Origin of the sequence: Nonomuraea sp. NPDC050310, assembly GCF_040655795.1 — a bacterium.
Taxonomy (GTDB): domain Bacteria; phylum Actinomycetota; class Actinomycetes; order Streptosporangiales; family Streptosporangiaceae; genus Nonomuraea.
Map to the genome: position 1 here is coordinate 349,383 of NZ_JBFAKP010000001.1, position 20,099 is coordinate 369,481.

Here is a 20,099-nt window from a genome sequence, read left to right on the forward strand (position 1 = left end):
CGTGAGCGAGTACGACGTCGTGGTGATCGGTTCGGGCTTCGGCGGCAGCGTCTCGGCGCTGCGACTGACCGAGAAGGGTTACCGCGTCGCGGTCCTGGAGGCGGGCCGCCGCTTCGACGAGTCGACGCTGCCCAAGTCCTCCTGGCACGCCCGCGACTTCCTGTGGGCGCCGTGGCTCGGCCTCAAGGGCATCCAGCGCATCCACGTGCTGCGCGGCGAGGCGGGCGGCAAGGTCATGGTGCTGGCCGGAGCCGGGGTGGGCGGCGGGTCGCTGGTCTACGCCAACACCCTGTACGAGCCGCTCGACCCGTTCTTCGCCGACCCGCAGTGGGCCTCGATCACCGACTGGCGGGCCGAGCTGGCCCCCTACTACGACCAGGCCCGGCGCATGCTCGGCGTGGTCACCAACCCGGCCTTCACCCCGGCCGACGCGCTGATGCGCAAGGTCGCCGAGCGGATGGGCTGCGGCGACACCTTCCGCCTGGCCCCGGTCGGCGTCTACTTCGGCGAGGACGGCGTCGACCCCTACTTCGGCGGCGCCGGGCCGGAGCGCCGGGGGTGCGTCCAGTGCGGCGAGTGCATGACGGGCTGCCGGCACGGCGCCAAGAACATGCTCATCAAGAACTACCTCTACCTCGCCGAACGCGCCGGGGCCAAGGTCTACCCGGAGTGCACCGTCACCTCCGTCCGGCCCCGGTCCGAGGGCGGCTACCTGATCACCGTGCGCAAGACCGGGTCGTGGCGGCTCCGCCGTACCTTCACCGCGCGGGAGGTGGTCTTCGCGGCCGGGACGTACGGCACGCAGCGGCTGCTGCACCGGCTGCGGGCCGACGGCAGCCTGCCCGGGCTGTCGGCCCGGCTCGGCCACCTGACCCGCACCAACTCCGAGGCGTTGCTCGGCGTCGAGCGCCCGGCGGTGGGGGAGGAGCCGCTCAACCGGGGCGTGGCGATCACCTCCTCCATCCACCCCACGGCCGACACGCACATCGAGCCGGTGCGGTACGGCGACGGCTCCAACGCCATGGGCCTGCTGCGCACTCTCCTCATCGACGGCGGCCGGCGGCGCTGGGCGGCCTTCCTGCGCGAGGTAGCCCGTGACCCGCTGCGTGCCGCCCGCCTGCTCAACCTGCGCGACTGGTCGCGCCGTACGGTGATCGCCCTGGTCATGCAGGCCAAGGACAACTCGCTCATCGTCCGTGGCGGCCGCTTCGGCCTGCGGGCCTCGCCCGGCCACGGCGAGCCCAACCCGACGTGGATCCCCGCCGGTCACGAGGCGGTACGGCATGCGGCCGAGGAGGTCGGCGGGGTGGCCGGGGGCACCTGGCTCGACCTGTTCGACATCCCGACCACCGCGCACTTCCTCGGCGGCTGCGTCATCGGCGCCTCGGCCGACGAGGGCGTGATCGACCCCTACCACCGGGTCTTCGGGTATCCCGGCCTGCACGTCGTGGACGGCTCGGCGGTCTCGGCCAACCTCGGCGTCAACCCGTCGCTCACCATCGCCGCGCAGGCCGAGCGGGCGATGTCCTTCTGGCCCAACCTGGGCGAGGCCGACCCGCGGCCCGCGCCCGGCCTGCCGTACCGGCGGGTGGAGCCGGTGGGCCCGCGCAGTCCCGTGGTGCCCGCCACGGCGCCGGGCGCGCTCAGGTTTTCTGTCAGACCCGCTGGTTAAGGTTCCCTCATGGCTTACGACTTCCAGGTTGCCGTCGACTCCGCAGACCCGCACGCTTTGGCCGACTGGTGGGCCGAGGCGCTGGGCTGGGAGGTGGAGAAGCAGGACGAGGCCTTCATCCGGAGCATGGTCGAGCAGGGCCATGCCACGGAGTCCGACACGCTGGTGCACAAGGGGGCGCTGGTGTGGAAGGAGGGCGCGGCGATCCGGCATCCCGAGGGCCTGGAGCGGGCGCCGCGGGTGCTCTTCCAGCTCGTGCCCGAGGGCAAGACGGTGAAGAACCGGGTCCACCTCGACGTGCGCGTGGGGGCCGACAAGATCAAGGCCGAGGCGGAGCGGCTGGCCGGGCTCGGCGCGACCTTCCTGCACGAGGGCCGGCAGGGGCCGACCGAGTGGATCACCATGACCGATCCGGAGGGCAACGAGTTCTGCGTGGCCTGACCGGCCGGGGGCACGATTCTTCGACCGGCGGGGGCCGTCAGAGCGTGTGCACGACCCACACGTTGGGCTCGACGTAGACCGCGTGGTCCTGGACGAGGTCGACGTGCACGGGGGAGAGCGCCTTGGGCACGATCTGCTGGCCCGGGGTGTCGAACGGCAGGCCCGTCCAGCCGCGCCACTCGTCGAGCGTGCCGCTGATCGTCATCGACCGCGGCGCCACCTTGGCGATCCGCGCGCCGGCCCGCACGTGCACGCGCAGCCACGCGTCGTACGGCAGGCCGTCCTCGCGGGTGCGGAAGGCGTACTCCTCCATGGGCGTCTCGGGCTCGACGTGCTTCTGGTTCGGCCGGACCGGCGCGACCAGTTCGCTGAAGCCGAGCCGGATGGCGTTGCCGCGCATGGCGTCGAGCATCACTCCCGACAGGCCCTTGCCGAGCAGGTCGGGGCGGATGCTGATCTCCAGGGCGGAGATGCGGTCGTGCTCCCGGCCGCGCTCCTTGGCCAGGTGGCTGCGGCGGATGACCCCGTCCCAGCCGTCGTCCGGCAACTCGTCCCCGGCCAGCGCGAACGGCACCGTGTAGGCGCGGGCCACCGGGACGTCGGGGTCGGTGTCGTCGTCGGCGACCAGGATGTGCTCGGCGTGGTCGCGTGCGCAGAACGGGTAGTAGAGGTCGGCCATCGGGTCGTTCAACATGAACATGGGCCATGCGCTGGGCATGTCCGCCGTGGCGTCGGCGAGATGGGGACGTTCGGCGAGAGTGGTGACGCGCAGGGCCATATCCATGATCGTGCCAGCCCCGCCCGTTCACCCTCAACCGATTTCACAGTGATCTCCGCCGCTCAAGGGGGCGACTGAAAGGCCGCACGGGCTGCTCACTCAGAGGTGCCCGGGCGCGGGCGGTCGGTTGGCCTCCGCCCGGTAGGGGGTGGCGTGGGCGGGTGGTCGGTTGGCCTCCGCCTGGTCAGAGGGCGGCCTAAGGGGGCTCGGCTGGCGGTCCGTTGGCCTCCGCCCGGTCAGCGGGTGGGTCGCAAGGGGCTCGGGGGCCTCCACCTCTCAGGGGGCGGTTCAGGGGGTGGCTGGGCGTTGGATGGGCTGGTGTTCGGTCTTGAAGATGAGCGTGGTCTGCAGGTGCACGATCTCCGGCCGCACCAGGAAGTGCTCCAGGGTCAGCCGCCGCAGGTGGTCGGCGTCCCGGACGGCGACGTGCACCAGGAAGTCCTCGGCCCCGGCGACATGGAACATGGTGATCGTCTCCGGCAACCCGAAGACGAAGGCCCGGAGCGGCTCGACGAGCTGGGTGGTGTGCGGCCGCACCCGCAACGCGAGCAGCGCCTCCAACGGCCGCCCGAGCCGGGCCAGATCCACCTCGGCACGGAAAGCGGTGATCACCCCACGCCGGCGCAACGACCGCACCCGCTCAAGCGCGGTGGACGGAGCGACCCCGAGCCGCGCGGCGAGGTCCTTGTTGGGCAGCCGAGCGTCGTTCTGCAGCTCGGCCAGAATGGCCAGATCGATCGAATCCAGTTCGGCGTTATGCACCGCCCCTGCCCTCCTATTCGCCCGATCTAGCACCAGACCCCGCCACTCACTCATATTTCGGGTTATGTGGAGTATTGAGGAGTTCGTTACAGCCACCGGCATCACCGTCGAGGAACTCGCCGCCTACGTAGCGGCCAGCCAGAGCGGCACGCCCCCGGTCCTCCGCCGCCGCCCACCCCGCGAACTGGCCGAACGGCTCGGCCTCGCGGACTGGATCGCCAAGGGCGGGATGACCCCCGACACCTACCGCCCCTTCTTGCGCGACTTCCTCGCCGAGGGCACCCGTCTGCACCACCCGGGGTTCCTGGCCCACCAGACCGCCTCGCCCGACTTCCCGGCCGCGCTGGCCGACTTCGTGCACGGCACGATCAACAACCCGATGGCGATCTACGAGATGGGCGCGGCGGCGGCGACCGTCGAGTTCGAGGTGATCCGGTGGATGCTCGGCAAGGTGGGCTTCGCCGAGGGCGGGGGCGTGCTGACGCACGGCGGGTCGCTGGCCAACCTCACCGCCCTGCTCGCCGCGCGGGCGCGTGCCGTACCTGAAGCTTGGGAGGAGGGGGTGCCCGGGGACGTGGTGGTCCTCGCGCCCGAGTCCGCGCACTACTCGGTGGCCCGCTCGGTGTCGATCCTGGGGCTCGGCCGCCGGGCGATGGTGACGCTGCCGACCGACCGGCTGGGCCGCCTCGATGTCACGAGATTTCCGGACGTGGTGGATGGGCGGCTGCGCACCGGCTCCGGCCAGAGCCGCCGCGTGCTGGCCCTGGTCGCCGGCGCCTGCGCGACCGGCACCGGACTCCACGACGACCTGCGCGCGATCGGCGAGTGGTGCCGCGAGCGTGGCGTGTGGTTCCACGTCGACGGCGCGCACGGCGCCTCGGCGCTGCTCAGTCCCGGCCTCCGCCACCTGCTGGACGGGGTGGAACTGGCCGATTCGGTGGTCTGGGACGCGCACAAGATGCTCCGCACCTCCTCCCTGGCGGCAGCCGTACTGACCAGAAGGGAGGCCGACCTGGACGCGGCCTTCCAGCAGGAGGCGAGCTACATCTTCTACGGCGACCAGGGCTTCGACCTGATCAACCGGACCGTCGAGTGCACCAAGGGCGGGCTGGGCCTGAAGGTCTTCCTCAACCTGGCCTGGCGCGGCGAGCACGGCCTGGGGGAGTACGTGGCCCGGCAGTACGCCACCGCGCACCGGCTGTGGGAGCTCGGGCGGGAGCGGCCCGGTTTCACCTTCCCGTACGAGCCGGAGAGCAACATCGTCTGCTTCCGCTACGGCAGCGGCGACCAGGCGGAGATCCGGGAGCGGCTGATGGCGGCCGGCGCCTTCCACCTCAGCTCGGCCGAGCTGGACGGTGTGCGGCACCTGCGGGTCTCGGTGATGGCTCCCGCGACCGGCGACGCGACGATGGAGGCCCTGCTGGACGCGGTCGAGGCGGCGGGTTGACAGGCCACCGAGAAGCGAATTATACGTATAAGCTGTTGGTAGCATGCCAGGAGTGACCGACGATATCCAACGGCGACCGCCGACCAGTGTGGATGTGGCGCGCGCCGCGGGTGTCTCCCAGGCCACCGTCTCCTACGTGTTGAACGACAACCCGAACGCCCGGGTCAGCGAGAAGACCAGGGAGCGGGTGCGGGAGGCGGCGGCCCGGCTGGGGTACGTGCCCCACGCCAGCGCCCGGGCGCTGCGCACCGGCCACAGCGGCCTGGTGCTGATGCCGTTGCCCGCCGCCCGGACCGGACGGCTGGCCGCGAGCTGGCTCGACGCCATCGGCGACGAGCTGGCCGAGCGCGGTTACACGATGGTCCACTACGGCGAGCGGCGGCTGAAGGGCGTGCCCGCGGCCAAGGTCTGGGCCGAGCTGCGCCCGGTGGCGATCCTGGTCGACACCGACCGGCTCACCCGGGCGTCGGTGGACCTGCTGCGGTCCTCCGGCACGCGGGCGGTGCTCGGCATGGGTGACGGTCCCTCCGACCTGGTGCCCTCGGTGGTCATGGACCACCGGGAGATCGGCGCGCTCGCCGCCCGCCACCTGCTCGCACGGGGCCGGAGCAGGCTGGCGGCGATCGTGCCGCGCGAGGAGGGCATCGACGAGATGGGCGCCGCCCGCTGGCGTGGCGTCCGCGAGGTCGCGCCGCAGGCCGAGCGCATCGACCTGGCCTTCTCCGAGGCCGAGGCGGGACGGCTGGCCGTACGGGACGACCTGCCCGACGGGATCTTCGCCTACAACGACGAGTACGCGATGCTGCTGATCAGCGCCTTCCAGGACGCCGGGGTCCGGGTGCCGGAGGACGTCGCGGTGGTCGGGGCCGACGACCTGCCGATCGCCAAGCTGATGCGGCCCAGGCTGACCAGCGTGGGTTTCCAGCCGACCCGCACGCCCGCCGAGCTGGTGGCGTTGCTGGACGCGGTGATCCGGGGCGAGCGGGAGTTCGAGGCGGGCGAAGTGATCACGCTGGCCCGGCCGCTGCTCGTGGCGCGCGACAGCGCCTGATCATCTCGCTACGCCGGCCGGGTGCCGCGCGGTAACAACTTGGCACGGTGCCTTGTCAGGCGTGCCCGGGCGACCTACAGTCCAGAGCAATCGTCGGGTGATACGTATCACCACGCGTTTGATCAGGAAGGTCCTGCCCCCATGAAGCAAGTGCAGGGTGCTGCTCCCCCCACGGCCGTCACTCCCGGATTCCGCCTCGGCCCGCTGTACGTGACGCTCCCGGTGGCCAACGCCGCGGTCTTCTTCCTCTGGCTCACGGTCGGCGCCTTCGTCCTGCCCGCCCACGTGCAGCGCATCACCGGGGAGAACAACGTCGCCGCGCTCGGCCTGGCCAACACCATCGGCCCGCTGCTCGCGACGATCGCCAACCCCGTCTTCGGCCAGATCTCCGACCGGACCCGCTCCCGCTTCGGCCGCCGCTCCCCGTGGATCCTCGGCTGCGTCGCCCTGGGCATCATCGCCCTGGCCGTCCAGGCCAGCGCGAGCACCGTCCTGATGCTCGGCCTGAGCTGGGCCGCGGTGCAGGCCATCATGAACGGCTACCAGGCCGCGGTCACCGCGATCCTGCCCGACCGCGTGCCCGAGCGCCGCTACGGGACCTTCTCCGGCCTGGTCGGCCTCGGCGTCCCGCTGGCCACCGTGGTCACCTCGATCGTCTTCATCGCCTACCCCGAGCTGGCCCAGGGCGGCGCGTACTACATCGTGATGGTCGTCCTGGCCGCCGCCGCGCTGCTCATCGTCTTCGGCAGCCCGGACAAGGACTCGCGGGACCTGCCGCCGCAGCCGCTCAACCTGGCCCAGTTCTTCGCCGGCTTCGTCCGCCCGCTCAAGAGCCGCGACTTCGCCTGGGCCTTCCTGTCCCGCTTCGGGGTCATGGCCGGCTACATGATCATCTTCACCTTCAACTTCTTCCTGCTGGAAGAGTTCATCGGCATCCCCAAGGGCGAGGTCGTGCAGAAGATGGGCATCCTCATGCTCATCGGCCAGGTCTCCACCATCGCCGCCGTGGTGATCGTCGGGCCGCTGTCCGACCGGGTCAACCGCTTCCGGCTCTTCGCCCTCATCGCCGGCATCGCCTCCGCGGTCTCGCTGGTCATCCCGCTGCTCATGCCGACCTTCGAAGGCATGATCATCTACAACGTGGTGCACGGCATCGCCTTCGGCATCTACGGCGCGGTGGACATGGCCCTGGTGACCAAGGTGCTGCCCAACGCGCACGAGGTCGGCAAGGACCTCGGCGTCATCAACATCGCCAACGCCGGCCCGCAGATCCTCGCCCCGGCCATCGCCGCCTTCGTCGTCCTCAACCTCGGCGGCTACGCCTCACTCTTCATCGTCGGCATCGTCATCTCGCTGATCGCCTCGTTCGGGGTGATGAAGATCAGGGGCGTCCGCTAGAGCCCGCGCGCGAGCCCGGCCACCGCCCGTGGCCGGGCTCGTCCCCGCCGGTACGGCAGGCGCCGGAGGGCATACCGTCGGGGCATGACCGAACTCGACGCGCGCCTGCGCGCAGCCGCCGACCTGATGGTGCCCGAGGCCAGGGAGCACGGCGGCCGGCACGAATACGACGGCCGGATCCAGGACCTCTCACCCGAGGGCGTCCGGGCGGGCCTGGCGCGGCTCGGCCAGGGCGAGGCGCCCGCCGACCCCTACGACGCCGCCCACCTGGAGGTCTTCGAGGAGGCCTTCCGCGTGCAGTACGGCGAACTCGGCCTGCACCGCAAGAACCCCCTGATCCACGCGAGCAACCTCGACCTGGCCTGCTACGACCGCGAGTACGCCCCCGAGGCCGAGCGGGCGGCGGCGAAGGCGGCCCACCTGGCGCGCTGGCCCGAGGCGGTCGACATGGCCATCGCCTCGCTCGACGAGGTGAGCGCCCCGGTGGCCCGGGCGACGCTCGGCGCGGTGCGCGGCCTGGCGGCCGGGATCACCGACCCGGCGGCGCTGGCCGCCCACGCCCGGCTGGCCGAGCACGTCGCGCACGCCGCCGAGCACGGCCCGGCCGACGCCTCGCTCGGCGCCCCGGCGCTGGCCCGCCTGATGGGGGCGAGCGAGGGGCTGGAGGTGGACCTCGGCGCGCTGGCCGCGCGGGCCGACGCCGAGCGCGACCGGCTCATGGCCCGCCTGGCCGAGTCCTGCCGCCGGCTGGGCCGCGACGGCGACCCGCTGGACGTCGCCCGCGACCTGGTGGAGCAGCACCCGGACGCCGACGGCGTCATCGAGGCGGCCCGCGCCGGCACCGAGGCGGCGATCGCCTTCACCCGGGAGAAGGACCTGGTCCCCTTCCACGACGGCGAGTGCCGGGTGGGGCTGGCGCCGGAGTCGCGGCGCTGGGCGATGGCGATGATGAGCTGGAACGCGCCGGGCGAGCCGGAGGGCCCGTCCTGGTACTACATCACCCCGCCGGAGCCGACCTGGTCGCGCCAGGAGCAGGACGAGTGGCTGGAGGTGTTCAGCGACACCACGCTCCCGGCCATCAACGTGCACGAGGTCGCGCCCGGCCACTTCTCGCACGGCCGCGCGCTGCGGCACGTCTCCTCCGACGTGCGGCGCCTGCTGCTGTCCAGCTCCTTCGCCGAGGGCTGGGCGCACTACGGCGAGGAGCTCTGCGTCGAGCAGGGCTTCCAGGACGGCGACCCGCGCTTCGAGATCGGCGTCTGGCTGGAGGCGCTCATCCGGGTGACCCGGCTGGCCTGCGCGATCGGCGTGCACACCGGGCAGATGACGGTCGAGGAGGGCGCGCGCCGCTTCGAGAGCGACACGCACCTCGCCGGGCCCGCCGCGCTGTCGGAGGCCCGCCGGGCCACCTTCGACCCGACCTACGGCCGCTACACCTGGGGCAAGCTGCTGATCATGGACCTCCGCGAGCGGGCGAAGGGCCGGTCGCTGAAGGAGTTCCACGCCGCGATGCTGGAGCTGGGCTCGCCGCCGCTTGGCTTGCTGGACCGGATCCTCTAACGTCGTCCCCAAGCGTGCGCTTGGGAGGCGTGGGATGCGAGAGCTCTCCGGCAGGGTCGCGGTGATCACCGGCGCGGCGAGTGGCATCGGCAGGGCCCTGGCCCTGCGCCTCGGGGCGGAGGGCATGACGCTCATGCTCGCCGACGTCGAACCGGGCGGTCTGGCCGAGACGGCCGCCCTGGTCGAGAAGGCCTCGGCGGTGAAGGCGCTGACGCAGATCACCGACGTCTCCGACAGCGCGGCCGTCCACCACCTGGCCGACCGCACCTTCGGCGAGCTGGGCGCGGTGCACGTGCTGTGCAACAACGCCGGCGTCTTCCAGGGCGGGCGCATGTGGACGCGGGAGCCCGAGGACTTCGCCTGGCTGCTCGGCGTCAACCTGTGGGGCGTGCTGCACGGCATCCACGCCTTCGTGCCGAGGATGATCCAGCAGGACAGCGAGGGGCACATCGTCAACACCGTGTCCATCTCGGGGCTGTTCGCCGCGCCGTACTCCGGGGCCTACTCGGTCAGCAAGTACGCCGCCTTCGCCGCCTCGCAGTCGCTCGCCCAGGACCTGGCGCTGGCCGGCAGCAAGCTGCGGGTGACCGCGTTGTGCCCCGGCGGGGTCCGCACCGCCATCGCCAGCTCCGAGCGGGTGCGCCCGCCGGAGCTGGCCACCGGCCGCACGCCCGACGAGCGCGACGGCAACGAGATCATCGGCGGCATCGTCGAGCGGGGCATCGAGCCCGAGCGGGTCGCCGGGCAGGTCGTCGAGGCGATCCGCGAGGAACGCTTCCTCCTGCTGACCCATCCGGGCTACCCGGCGGGCCTGCGCGAGCAGACCGAAGCCCTGCTGGCCGGAGGACTGCCACCGCTGCCCAGGTACGAATGACGCGCCGATACACTGGGGACACCGCATCCACCTTGCTTGGGGGTCTTCTCGGTGTCTGAGTTCGACACAGTGCTCGTGGTCGACTTCGGTGCGCAGTATGCGCAGCTCATCGCCCGGCGGGTGCGCGAATGCCACGTCTATTCGGAGATCGTGCCCTCGACGATGCCGGTCTCCGAGATGCTCGCCAAGAAGCCCAAGGCGATCATCCTGTCCGGCGGCCCCTCCTCGGTCTACGCCGAGGGCGCGCCGGCCGCCCCCGAGGGCCTGTTCGAGACCGGGGTGCCGACGCTCGGCATCTGCTACGGCTTCCAGGTGATGGCCCAGTCGCTGGGCGGCGAGGTGGCCCGCACCGGCACCGCCGAGTACGGCGGCACCGCGCTCGACGTCACCCGCGAGGGCGTGCTGTTCGCCGGCCTGCCGGCCAAGCAGAAGGTCTGGATGTCGCACGGCGACAGCGTCTCGGCCGCCCCGGTCGGCTTCATCGTCACCGCCTCCACCGCCGAGACCCCCGTCGCCGCCTTCGAGTCGAGCGACCGCGGCCTGTACGGCGTGCAGTTCCACCCCGAGGTGCTCCACTCCGAGCACGGCCAGACCGTCCTCAAGCACTTCCTCGAGGCCGCCGGCTGCCGCCCGAACTGGACCATGCTCAACATCGTCGAGGACGCCGTCGAGGCGGTCCGCCGGCAGGTCGGCCCCGAGGGCCGCGCGATCTGCGCGCTGTCCGGCGGCGTCGACTCCGCGGTCGCCGCCGCGATCGTGCAGCGCGCCATCGGCGACCGGCTGACCTGCGTCTTCGTCGACCACGGCCTGCTGCGCAAGGGCGAGGCCGAGCAGGTCGAGCGCGACTTCGTCGCGGTCACCGGGGTCAAGCTCCGCGTCGTCGACGCCGCCGACCGCTTCCTGAAGGCGCTCGACGGGGTGACCGACCCCGAGGAGAAGCGCAAGATCATCGGTCGCGAGTTCATCCGCGTCTTCGAGGACGAGCAGCGCGCCATCCTGGCCGACGGCCCGGTCGACTTCCTGGTGCAGGGCACCCTCTACCCCGACGTGGTCGAGTCCGGCGGCGGCACCGGCACCGCCAACATCAAGTCCCACCACAACGTCGGCGGCCTGCCAGAGGACCTGCAGTTCCAGCTCGTCGAGCCGCTGCGCACGCTGTTCAAGGACGAGGTGCGCCGGGCCGGCGAGGAGCTCGGCCTGCCCGCCGCGATGGTCTGGCGCCAGCCCTTCCCCGGCCCCGGCCTGGGCATCCGCATCGTCGGCGCGGTCACCCGCGAGCGGCTCGACCTGCTGCGCGAGGCCGACGCCATCGCCCGCGAGGAGCTGTCGCGGGCCGGGCTCGACCGGGAGATCTGGCAGTGCCCGGTGGTGCTGCTGGCCGACGTGCGCTCGGTCGGCGTCCAGGGTGACGGGCGCACCTACGGGCACCCCGTGGTGCTGCGGCCGGTGACGTCCGAGGACGCGATGACCGCCGACTGGGCCCGCGTTCCCTACGACGTGCTGTCGCGGATCTCCACCCGGATCACCAACGAGGTCCGTGAGGTCAACCGGGTCGTCGTCGACGTGACGAGCAAGCCCCCGGGCACCATCGAGTGGGAGTAGCCTGGCAAGGGAGGAGGCACCATGCGGAGCTTCGTCCCTTGGCTGGCGATCGGCGTGGCGGCGGCCGTGACCGTCGTCGCGGTGGTGCTGGGCTGGCTGGTGGTCGTGGTCAACTGGGCGGCAGCCCTGGTGATCGCGGCCCTGCTCGGCCTGCTGGTCAGTGTCCGGATCCATCGGCACTGACCGTTTTCACCGCCTTGCTTGCGCCCTGGTTCAGGGCCGGGCGTCCTGGCGCTGCGGGTGCCACACCACGCGGCGCGACACCAGCCAGTCTCGGCGTGCCCCGGGAGCGCGCGTGGCTCGGCGGGCCTGGTGAGGAGCGCGCCACAACAGCACCTGCCCGCCGGTGACCGGCAACCGCCGCCAGTGCTGCGAGCCGGCCGGCTCCTTCAGGGGCAGAGGTTCGGGCCTCGGCTGCGGTACGGCAAGCGGTACCCCGCCGGTGGTGCGCCTGGCCCGGCGGCGGCGGATCAGCTCGGCGGTGCTGGAAACTAGCAGCGGCAGCAGCAACATCCCGATGAAGATCGGCGAGGCCATGTAGCGGAAGTCCTGCGCCGAGATGTTGGCCAGCACCGCGAGCTGCTGCCCCATGACGATCGCCCCGGCCGCCAGCACCGCCCGCCGCCGGCGCACGATCGCGGCCAGCCCGAGCGCGAGGTAGGTCAGGTAGCTCCACAACGCGCCGCGCCACATCAGCCAGTCGAGCCGGTAGGTCAGGTCCAGCCAGGAGTAGGCGGCGCCGTACAGGCCGGGGAAGTCGGTGCGCAGCGTGAAGACCTCGCGGCCGGGGAAGTCGGTGACCTTGTCCGGCCCGACGTACTCGTCGGCGGTCGGGCGGCGCGAGAAGTGGTAGGTGAGCCCGCCCTCCGCCTCGGCGTCGGCCGCGATCCGCCAGGCGATGGCGCCCCGGCACAACCGCGCGTCGATCACCTGGCCGGGGCTTTCCAGCAGCAGCCGCTTCCACATGTTCAGCAGCTCGGCCGAGTGCACCTCGGCCTGCTGCCAGCTGAAGTCCTTGCGCCAGATGAGCGGGTTGACCGTCGCGCAGGAGCCGCCCTGCCACCAGCGCGAGAGCGGCGCGACCTGGCTGAGCACCTCGATCTCGCGCGGCTGGAAGCGCCCCGGGCGCTCGTGGAAGGCGTAGGCCAGGTCGGCGAAGGCGGTGTGGTAGACGTAGGTCGCCGACGGGGCGGTGATGCCGACCGCGGGGAAGGCCACGTTGTTCAGTCCGAGCGGGATCACCGCGGCGACCAGGCCGGTCAGCGCCAGCCGTACCCGCATGGTCCTGACCACGAGCAGCAGCACGACGACGGCGACGGCCACGACCAGGAAGCCGTTGGCGCGGAAGAGCCCCAGGCCGACGAAGAGCGCGCCAAGCACCAGCAGGTTGCGGCGATCGAGGCCGCGGCAGGCCACCGCGGCGATGGTGATCGCGCAGATGGTGAACGGCACGTCCTTCCACAACGCCACCGTGAACGCGCCGACCGGCGGCAGCAGCGGGAGCACGATCGCCAGCACGGTCGTGCTGCGCGGCGGCGAGCCGAGGCGTTTGAGGGACTGCGCGAGGAAGGTGAGGGCCGCCGCCATCGCGGTGGTCTGGAGCAGGGTGACCGCGCCGAGGTCGCCGGTCACGGTGAAGCTGAGCCACATCAGCGCGTCGTAGAGCACCGAGTGGTCGCTCACCCAGGGGCCGGCCAGCGTGTGGCTGAGGTACAGCACCGAGTCGCGGCTGAACAGGCCGGGGTAGAAGGCCGCCCACCACAACAGCAAGATCGCCTGAATCGCGGCAAAGGTCGCGAAAGACACCCTGGCGTTCTTGCTCACTGTCGTCCCACCCCTGTAGCGCTCCATCCCCACAGGGGCGCTCTACCGCATTCTGCCGCTTTTATGGATATTTCTCGCCAGGCGCCAGCTTGCGCTCACCGAGCAGCGTCGACACCGTCACCAGGTGGAAACCCCGCTTCTTCAGCTCGGCCAGCACCTCCGGCATCGCGGCCACGGTCTGCGGCACCGGGTCGTGCATCAGGATGACCGCGTTGCGCTTGGCCAGCTTGAGCACCTTGTTCCTGATCCGCTCGGTGTCCCGGATGCTCCAGTCGAGGCTGGTGGCCGTCCACTTCACCTGCGCCAGGTCCTGGAGGTAGGCCTCGTGCAGCACGCGGTCGTCACTGTGCCCGTACGGCGGGCGGAAGTACTTGGGGCGGACCCCGGTGGCCGCCTTGATCGCCTGCTGGGTCACCGCCAGCTCGTCGGCGATGGCCTCGTCGTCGAGCGAGGTCAGGCTCGGGTGGGAGTAGGTGTGGTTGCCCACCTCGTGCTTGTCCGCCACGATCTGCCTGGCCAGCGCGGGATCCCGCTCGACCGCCCGGCCGACCAGGAAGAACGTCGCCTTGGCCTTCGCCTTCTTGAACGTCTTCAGCAACTCGCCCGTGCGCTTGCCCGGCCCGTCGTCGAAGGTCAGCGCGATGCACTTGACCTTGGAACAGTCGACCGCCGCCTGGGTGGCCGGGTGCAGGGGTGTCGCCGCGAGCACGAGCGCCAGTAGTCCTTGTCCGATCACGGGCGCCATTGTGTCAAGGTTTGCCCCCGCTCAGGTAAACGGTCTCAGGGTTTGTGCGCCCGGAGGAACAACGTCACCCCGGGCAGGCCCTTCACCGGCAGGTAGCGCTCCAGCGTGATGATCGCGGTGAGCCCGGCGTTGACCAGGCCGGACAGCTCCTCCAGGTCGCTGCCGGTGGAGCGCTTGCGGCGCAGGACCACCACGGGCCGCAGCAGGACGTTCCACGACCACACCCGCTCGACCACCAGCCCGGCGCCGGTGACCACGCGGACCAGCTCGTCCTTGGCGTAGCGGCGGACGTGCCCCACCGCCTCGTCGTGCGCCGACCACAACGCCATGTCGCACGGCACCGCGATCAGCGCCGTGCCGCCCGGCCGGAGCACCCGGGCGATCTCGGCCGCCACCCGGTCGTCCTCCTCGATGTGCTCCAGCACGTCGAAGGCGGTCACCAGGTCGGCCTCGCCGTCCTCGAAGGGCAGCTTCCGGGCGTCGGCCTGGACCGCGTCGAGCCCGCGCTCGCGCGCGACCTCCACCGCCAGGTCGGAGAAGTCCGTCGCGGTGGCCCGCCAGCCGGCCTTCGCGATCACCCGGGTGTTGCCGCCCCCGGCCGCGCCGATGTCGACCGCCCGGCCGGGCTTGAGCGACCTGAGCTCCTTGCGAAGGATCGCCCGGCGCTCGCGGTACCACCAGTGGGTCTCTTCGAGCTGGACGAGGCGGCGGATCTCGGTAGTTTCCACGCGACAGCTTTCCTAGCGGTGAGGGGGACCCCAGGCTATCGTGCGGCCTTCCGGAAGACCCGCAGGTCGTTGCCGTAGACCACGCGGTGGGCGGTCTTCGCCACCTCCACCGTCAGCCCGTTCTCGGCCGCCCACCCCTCCACCTCGGCCACCGGGATCGGGTAGATCCACTCCCGGGCGATGATCAGGTCGTGCACGCGGCAGAAGAAGTTGCGCCAGCGCGGCCGCAGGCTCATGTCCTTGTAGATGAAGATCCCACCCGGTCGTACGGCTCGGCAGGCCTTGTCGAAGACCTCGCGCTGGCTGGCCACCGGCACGTGGTGGATCACGTCCTGCATGCTGACCACGTCGAACTGCCGGTCCGGCCACTCCCGCCTGGCGTCGCGGTGCTCGTAGTGCAGGGTCGAGCCGCTGCCGGCCAGATGCTTGGTCATCTCCTGGGCCAGCCCGATCGCCACCTCGGACGGGTCGAACCCGTGCCCCTCGATCTCCCGCCCCCGCGCCGCCATCAACGCCAGCGACAGCCCCGAGCCGCACCCGATGTCCAGCACGCTGGACCCCTTGGGCACGAACCCCACGACCTCCTCGAACGGGCACACCAGCACGCGCAGCCGCTGCTTCAGCCGCAGGGCCTTGGGCGCGTCTACGTACAACCGCCACGCGTCGTCCAGGAGCAGGCGGCGGTCGAACACCTCGGTGCCCAGCGGGAGCGGAGCGGCGGACGGGTGAGAGGACACGGACTCTCTCCTGAGCTCGGAAGCAGGCTGATGGGATCGGACGCTACCGCCCCTGCCCGCACTCCGTCGACACGACTGCCCGGCGTCCCCCTCGCGGCTCCGCAAAGGCGGTGCAATTCCGGGATCGGTAAACGAGGGCGCGGATACAATTCCCGAGTTTCTGATTCCGAGGGGAGCGGTATTCCGAGATGATTCTCGCCGATAATGCGCAGATATCAGCCGAAGCCCGCTTGGGCGAAGGTGTGCGCGTCTGGGATCTCGCGCAGATCAGGGAAGGCGCCGTCCTGGGCGACGGGTGCGTGGTCGGCCGGGGGGCCTACGTCGGGGCGGGGGTGCGGATCGGGCGGAACGTGAAGATCCAGAATCACGCCCTGGTGTACGAGCCGGCCGAGCTGGGTGACGGGGTGTTCATCGGCCCGGCGGTCGTGCTCACCAACGATCACAACCCGCGGGCGGTCGCCCCGGACGGCCGGTTGAAGGGCGGCGACGACTGGATCCAGGTGGGCGTGAGCATCGCGGAGGGCGCCTCCATCGGGGCGAGGGCGGTGTGCGTGGCGCCGGTGCGGATCGGGCGGTGGGCGATGGTGGCCGCCGGCGCGGTGGTGACGCGGGACGTGCCGGACTACGCGCTGGTGGCCGGGGTGCCGGCCAAGCGGATCGGCTGGGTGGGCCGGCACGGCACCCGGCTGGTGGAGCATGAGGACGGGACCTGGCTGTGCCCGGTCATGTCCGAGGTTTATCGGGCCGATGAAGCTGGCCTTTCTCTGATCGGGGGATAAAGCGTGAAAATTCTTAGCGTGGTGGGCGCCCGGCCCCAACTGGTGAAATTGGCGCCCGTCGCCCAGGCGCTGGAAAAAGCCGGGCACGAACATCTCGTCGTGCACACCGGCCAGCATTACGACGCCGACCTGTCGGAGGTGTTCTTCGCCGGCCTGAGCCTGCCCGCCCCGCACGTGAACCTCGGCGTGGGCTCCGGCGGCCACGGCGCGCAGACCGGCCAGATCCTCACCGCCATGGACACCGTCCTGGAGGCCGAGCGCCCCGACTGGGTGCTCGTCTACGGCGACACCAACTCGACGCTGGCCGGGACGCTGTCCGCGGTCAAGCTGCACCTGCCGGTGGCGCACCTGGAGGCGGGGCTGCGTTCCTTCAACCGGCGGATGCCGGAGGAGCACAACCGGGTCCTCACCGACCACGCCGCCGACCTGCTGCTCGCGCCGACCGAGGTGGCCATGCGGCACCTGGCCGCCGAGGGGCTCGCGGCCCGCTCGGTGCTGGTCGGCGACGTGATGGTGGACGTCTGCCACCAGGTCAGGGACGCGCTGCTCGCCCAGCCGGCCGTGCCCGCGCTGCCGGGGGGTCTCGACCCGGGCGAGCCGTACCTGCTGTGCACGGTGCACCGGGCGGAGAACACCGACTCGGCCGAGCGGCTCGGCCGGATCGCCGACGCGCTGGCCGACCTGCCGGTCCAGGTGGCGCTGCTGGCCCACCCGCGGCTGCTGGCCAGGGCCGAGCAGCACGGGGTGAAGCTGGAGCGCGGGGCCGTCCGCGTGGGACGGCCGCTGCCGTACGCGGGGATGGTCGCGGCGGTCATGGGGTCGGTGGGGGTGGTCACCGACTCGGGCGGGCTGCAGAAGGAGGCGTTCCTGCTGGAGCGGCCGTGCACCACGGTCCGAACCGAGACCGAGTGGCCGGAGACGCTGGCCGACGGGTGGAACGTGCTCGTGCCCGACCCAAGTGAGCTGGGCCGGGCGCAGTGGGCCGCGACGGTGATGCGGCCGGCGCCCACCGCGCCGCGCGCCGCCCCCTACGGAAGCGGCGACGCGGCCCGGCGGGCGGTGGAGATCCTGGCCCAGCGCCTGCCCTGAGCGGTCAGGCGGCCTCCTCACCTGCCTTGAGGGGTCAGGTGAGGAAGTCGGCCAGCGCCCGTGCCGTCCACGTGCCGTCGTGGTAGGTGCGGGCGTACTTCGCCGACTCGATGCCGATGGCGCTCGTCCCCTGCGGGTCGGCGACGAGCGCCTCCAGGGTCTCGCCGAGGGTGGCCACGGTGGCGCTGACGATGGGCGGGCGTGCGGTGCCGGTGACGTCCGTGTGGTCGTTCACGTAGGCGATGACCGGCTTGCCGGCCGCCATGCCCTCGCAGGCGAAGGTGCCGTAACTGCCGATCATGAACTGGTCGACGACGATGTCCGCCTCGTGCACCAGGTCGCGCATCTGCGTCCAGGTGACCTGCTCGGCCAGCCGGAAGTCGATGACGCCGCGCTCGTGCAGGTCGGTCAGCACGGGCAGGATGCGGTCGGTGCCCTTCTTCCACCGGCGCGAGGGCGCGTGCACCACGATGGGCCGCGCCCGCTCCATCACCGGCCGGTCGCACGCCCAGGCGTCCACGTCCACGACCAGCGGCGCCCAGGTCGCGGTGGGCAGGTCGGCCAGCAGGTCGGGCGTGGTCACGAAGAGCGGCAGCCCCGACTCGACGGCGATCCGCGCGTTGCGCTCGGTCATCCTGGCCAGCTTCTCCACCGAGTCGGCGGGCGCGTCCTGGAACAACGAGAACTCGTGCCGCGCCAGGTGCCGGACCGGGTGCCGGATCTCGCTGCCGTGGGCCAGCAGCGCGACCTTGATGCCGGCCTGCTGGAGCGCCGGCAGGTCGCCCTCGATGCTGTCGCCGTTGAGCCGGCCCAGGACCGGCAGGAAGCCGTCGGCGATGAAGTGCGTGAAGCGGCCGATGATGCGCTGGATCTGCTCGGCCTGGCAGGCCGGGTCGCCGAGCCGCGCCGGGTTCACGTAGACGTCGGCCGGATAGTTGAAGGAGCTGTTCGGCTTGCGGTACATCAGCACCTCCGCCGACACGTCCTGGCGCCGGGCGGTCAGCGCGCCGGCGAAGGCGGCGAGCTGGCCCGCGTAGTTCGCCGGGCCGAGCCCGAGCCGGATGGGCGTCTCGCCGAGCCCGGCCCACGTCTCGTGCTCGCCGCGCGTGCGGACCTCGGGGGCGTCCCACGGGACGACCTCGGCCGGGGCGGACGGCTCCTCGCGGGCCAGCTCGCGGTAGAGCCGCAGCAGCCCGGCGCTCTGGTGCTCCCAGGACAGCTCGTCGAGCACCTCGTCGGAGATGCCCGCCACCAGCTCCGTCCGCCGGTCGAGGGCCCGCTGGACGGCCTGCGCGAAGGTGACCGGGTCCCCGGAGACGAACACCTCGCCGACCTGGTGCTCGGTGACGTAGGCGGAGGCGGTGCGGACGTCGCTGACCACCACCGGCAGGCCGGCGTGCAGGTACTCGGCCAGCTTGGTCGGCAGCGACATCTCGTAGTTGGGGGAGCGGCGCGAGCAGATCAGCCCGACGTCGGCCGTGGACAGGTACTGGGTGACCTCGGCCTGCGGCACGTAGGGCACCACGTGCACGCGGTCGCGCACGCCCAGCTTGCCCGCCTGCGACAGCAGCTCGTCGAGCAACTGGTTGGCCCGCCCCGAGACGATCGCCAGGTGCACGCCGGGCAGCGCGGGCAGCGCCTCGACGGCGGTGTCCACCCCGCGCTCGACGTCCAGCCAGCCGGAGTAGACCAGCAGCGGCGTGGAGTCCGGCAGCTCGCACGCGGCCCGCACGCTGGCCTCGGACTCGGCCAGGCCCTCGGTCTCCCGGATCGGCGTGTTGCGCACGACCAGAGGCAGCGCGGGCAGCCGGTACTCCCGGCGCAGGGTCTCGGCGATCTCCGGCGAGACCGTCACCACGGCGTCGGCCCGGTGGATGAACTCCGCCTCCAGCGCGTTGTAGGCGGCCTCGCGCTGCGGGTTCTTCCAGTCGACGCCGCGGACGTACTCGTGCGCGTCGTACAGCCAGCGGCACTCGTGGCCCTTGAGCCGCATCCGCGCGGCGCTGTGCGCGGCGACCCCGATCATGGTGATGTCGTTGGCGTGGATCACGTCCGGCTGCAACTTCTCCAGGGCCCGGCCGAAGGCCAGGTCGAGGTCGAGCAGCTCCGGCATGTCCTTGCGCCAGTCGCCCGTCACCCGGTCGGTCCGCTCGCGCTGCTGCTCCCACTGGAACAGCCGCACCCGGTCGCGGTGCACCCGCTTGGCCACTTGGAGCAGCAGCCGCGTGCTCTTGCGGGTGAGCAGGGGAGTGAGCCCCCGCTGCTGGTAGGTCCAGCCGATCTCGGCGGTCTTCTCCCGCAGCCAGGCCCGGTAGGCGTGCCGGTACTCCTCCAGCGACCGCTCGTCGGGCAGTCCCCACTGCGTGATGCGGGCGCGCAGGCCGCGCTGGTCCTTCTTCCGGTTCTTGGCCCGCCGCCGCATCTGCGGGCCCACCGTGATCCGGAGCACCTCGACGGGGCCCATGGTGGCACGCTCGGCTTGGCCGCTGGTGCTGCGGCCGATGAGGGTGACCTCCCAGCCGTCACGCGCGGCGGCCAGGGCGGTCTTCTGGACGCGGGAGTCGCCCGTGATGGAGTTTCCGACGATGACGGCAAGTCTTGGCACGAAGAGT

At 71.8% G+C, this 20,099-nt stretch carries 18 protein-coding genes; 11 read left to right on the top strand and 7 right to left on the bottom strand.

The window, feature by feature from the left end; genetic code table 11:
* The first annotated feature begins 1 nt into the window (after window position 1).
* Complete coding sequence (locus AB0I67_RS01835; protein ID WP_357915990.1) at window positions 2-1,672, top strand: GMC family oxidoreductase; 1,671 nt, start codon at window positions 2-4, stop codon at window positions 1,670-1,672.
* A gap of 9 nt (window positions 1,673-1,681) precedes the next feature.
* Window positions 1,682-2,113: a VOC family protein gene (locus AB0I67_RS01840; protein WP_357915993.1), complete on the top strand. Its 432-nt coding sequence runs from the start codon at window positions 1,682-1,684 to the stop codon at window positions 2,111-2,113.
* 37 nt (window positions 2,114-2,150) lie between these two features.
* Here AB0I67_RS01840 and AB0I67_RS01845 read toward each other — a convergent pair whose 3' ends face one another.
* Together AB0I67_RS01845 and AB0I67_RS01850 are read right to left on the bottom strand one after the other, a co-directional pair.
* Window positions 2,151-2,891 (bottom strand): N-acetyltransferase, encoded by a 741-nt coding sequence (locus AB0I67_RS01845; protein ID WP_357915996.1) that lies wholly within the window; start codon window positions 2,889-2,891, stop codon window positions 2,151-2,153.
* Between the two features lie 288 nt (window positions 2,892-3,179).
* Window positions 3,180-3,653, bottom strand: coding sequence for an Lrp/AsnC family transcriptional regulator (locus AB0I67_RS01850; protein WP_357915999.1), 474 nt, complete (start codon window positions 3,651-3,653; stop codon window positions 3,180-3,182).
* A 64-nt stretch (window positions 3,654-3,717) separates the two neighbouring features.
* Here AB0I67_RS01850 and AB0I67_RS01855 point away from each other — a divergent pair, with 64 nt between their 5' ends.
* The 7 genes from AB0I67_RS01855 to AB0I67_RS01885 all read left to right on the top strand — a co-directional run bounded on the left by AB0I67_RS01855 (window position 3,718) and on the right by AB0I67_RS01885 (window position 11,768).
* On the top strand, window positions 3,718-5,100 hold the full coding sequence (locus tag AB0I67_RS01855; protein WP_357916002.1) for a pyridoxal-dependent decarboxylase: 1,383 nt from the start codon (window positions 3,718-3,720) through the stop codon (window positions 5,098-5,100).
* A gap of 52 nt (window positions 5,101-5,152) precedes the next feature.
* Window positions 5,153-6,151 (top strand): LacI family DNA-binding transcriptional regulator, encoded by a 999-nt coding sequence (locus tag AB0I67_RS01860; protein WP_357916005.1) that lies wholly within the window; start codon window positions 5,153-5,155, stop codon window positions 6,149-6,151.
* 141 nt (window positions 6,152-6,292) lie between these two features.
* Window positions 6,293-7,549 (top strand): MFS transporter, encoded by a 1,257-nt coding sequence (locus AB0I67_RS01865; RefSeq protein ID WP_357916008.1) that lies wholly within the window; start codon window positions 6,293-6,295, stop codon window positions 7,547-7,549.
* A gap of 84 nt (window positions 7,550-7,633) precedes the next feature.
* Window positions 7,634-9,109 (top strand): DUF885 family protein, encoded by a 1,476-nt coding sequence (locus tag AB0I67_RS01870; protein WP_357916010.1) that lies wholly within the window; start codon window positions 7,634-7,636, stop codon window positions 9,107-9,109.
* Between the two features lie 34 nt (window positions 9,110-9,143).
* Window positions 9,144-9,983 (top strand): SDR family NAD(P)-dependent oxidoreductase, encoded by an 840-nt coding sequence (locus AB0I67_RS01875; RefSeq protein WP_357916013.1) that lies wholly within the window; start codon window positions 9,144-9,146, stop codon window positions 9,981-9,983.
* Between the two features lie 36 nt (window positions 9,984-10,019).
* Window positions 10,020-11,585, top strand: a complete 1,566-nt coding sequence (gene guaA, locus AB0I67_RS01880) for a glutamine-hydrolyzing GMP synthase (RefSeq protein ID WP_357916016.1) — start codon at window positions 10,020-10,022, stop codon at window positions 11,583-11,585.
* Window positions 11,586-11,606: 21 nt separating this feature from the next.
* Window positions 11,607-11,768 carry a hypothetical protein gene (locus AB0I67_RS01885; RefSeq protein WP_357916019.1) on the top strand — a complete coding sequence of 54 codons (162 nt, stop codon included), beginning with the start codon at window positions 11,607-11,609 and terminating at the stop codon, window positions 11,766-11,768.
* A gap of 30 nt (window positions 11,769-11,798) precedes the next feature.
* On the opposite strand, the gene AB0I67_RS01890 is transcribed toward AB0I67_RS01885, so the two are convergent.
* From AB0I67_RS01890 to AB0I67_RS01905, 4 genes are all read right to left on the bottom strand, one after another.
* Window positions 11,799-13,391, bottom strand: coding sequence for a hypothetical protein (locus AB0I67_RS01890; RefSeq protein WP_357916021.1), 1,593 nt, complete (start codon window positions 13,389-13,391; stop codon window positions 11,799-11,801).
* 79 nt (window positions 13,392-13,470) lie between these two features.
* Window positions 13,471-14,145 carry a polysaccharide deacetylase family protein gene (locus AB0I67_RS01895; RefSeq protein ID WP_357916024.1) on the bottom strand — a complete coding sequence of 225 codons (675 nt, stop codon included), beginning with the start codon at window positions 14,143-14,145 and terminating at the stop codon, window positions 13,471-13,473.
* Window positions 14,146-14,189: 44 nt separating this feature from the next.
* Entirely contained in the window at window positions 14,190-14,882 is a 693-nt protein-coding gene (locus tag AB0I67_RS01900) for a class I SAM-dependent methyltransferase (RefSeq protein ID WP_357916027.1), read from the bottom strand.
* Between the two features lie 35 nt (window positions 14,883-14,917).
* Window positions 14,918-15,619 (bottom strand): class I SAM-dependent methyltransferase, encoded by a 702-nt coding sequence (locus tag AB0I67_RS01905; protein ID WP_357916030.1) that lies wholly within the window; start codon window positions 15,617-15,619, stop codon window positions 14,918-14,920.
* Window positions 15,620-15,807: 188 nt separating this feature from the next.
* On the opposite strand from AB0I67_RS01905, the gene AB0I67_RS01910 reads away from it, so the two are divergent.
* The gene (locus tag AB0I67_RS01910) at window positions 15,808-16,398 is read left to right on the top strand and encodes an acyltransferase (RefSeq protein WP_357916033.1); all 591 of its coding nucleotides are present in this window, start codon (window positions 15,808-15,810) and stop codon (window positions 16,396-16,398) included.
* A 3-nt stretch (window positions 16,399-16,401) separates the two neighbouring features.
* Window positions 16,402-17,487, top strand: coding sequence for a UDP-N-acetylglucosamine 2-epimerase (non-hydrolyzing) (wecB, locus tag AB0I67_RS01915; protein WP_357916036.1), 1,086 nt, complete (start codon window positions 16,402-16,404; stop codon window positions 17,485-17,487).
* A 34-nt stretch (window positions 17,488-17,521) separates the two neighbouring features.
* Here wecB and AB0I67_RS01920 read toward each other — a convergent pair whose 3' ends face one another.
* Complete coding sequence (locus AB0I67_RS01920) at window positions 17,522-20,092, bottom strand: glycosyltransferase (protein ID WP_357916038.1); 2,571 nt, start codon at window positions 20,090-20,092, stop codon at window positions 17,522-17,524.
* Window positions 20,093-20,099: the final 7 nt, after the last annotated feature.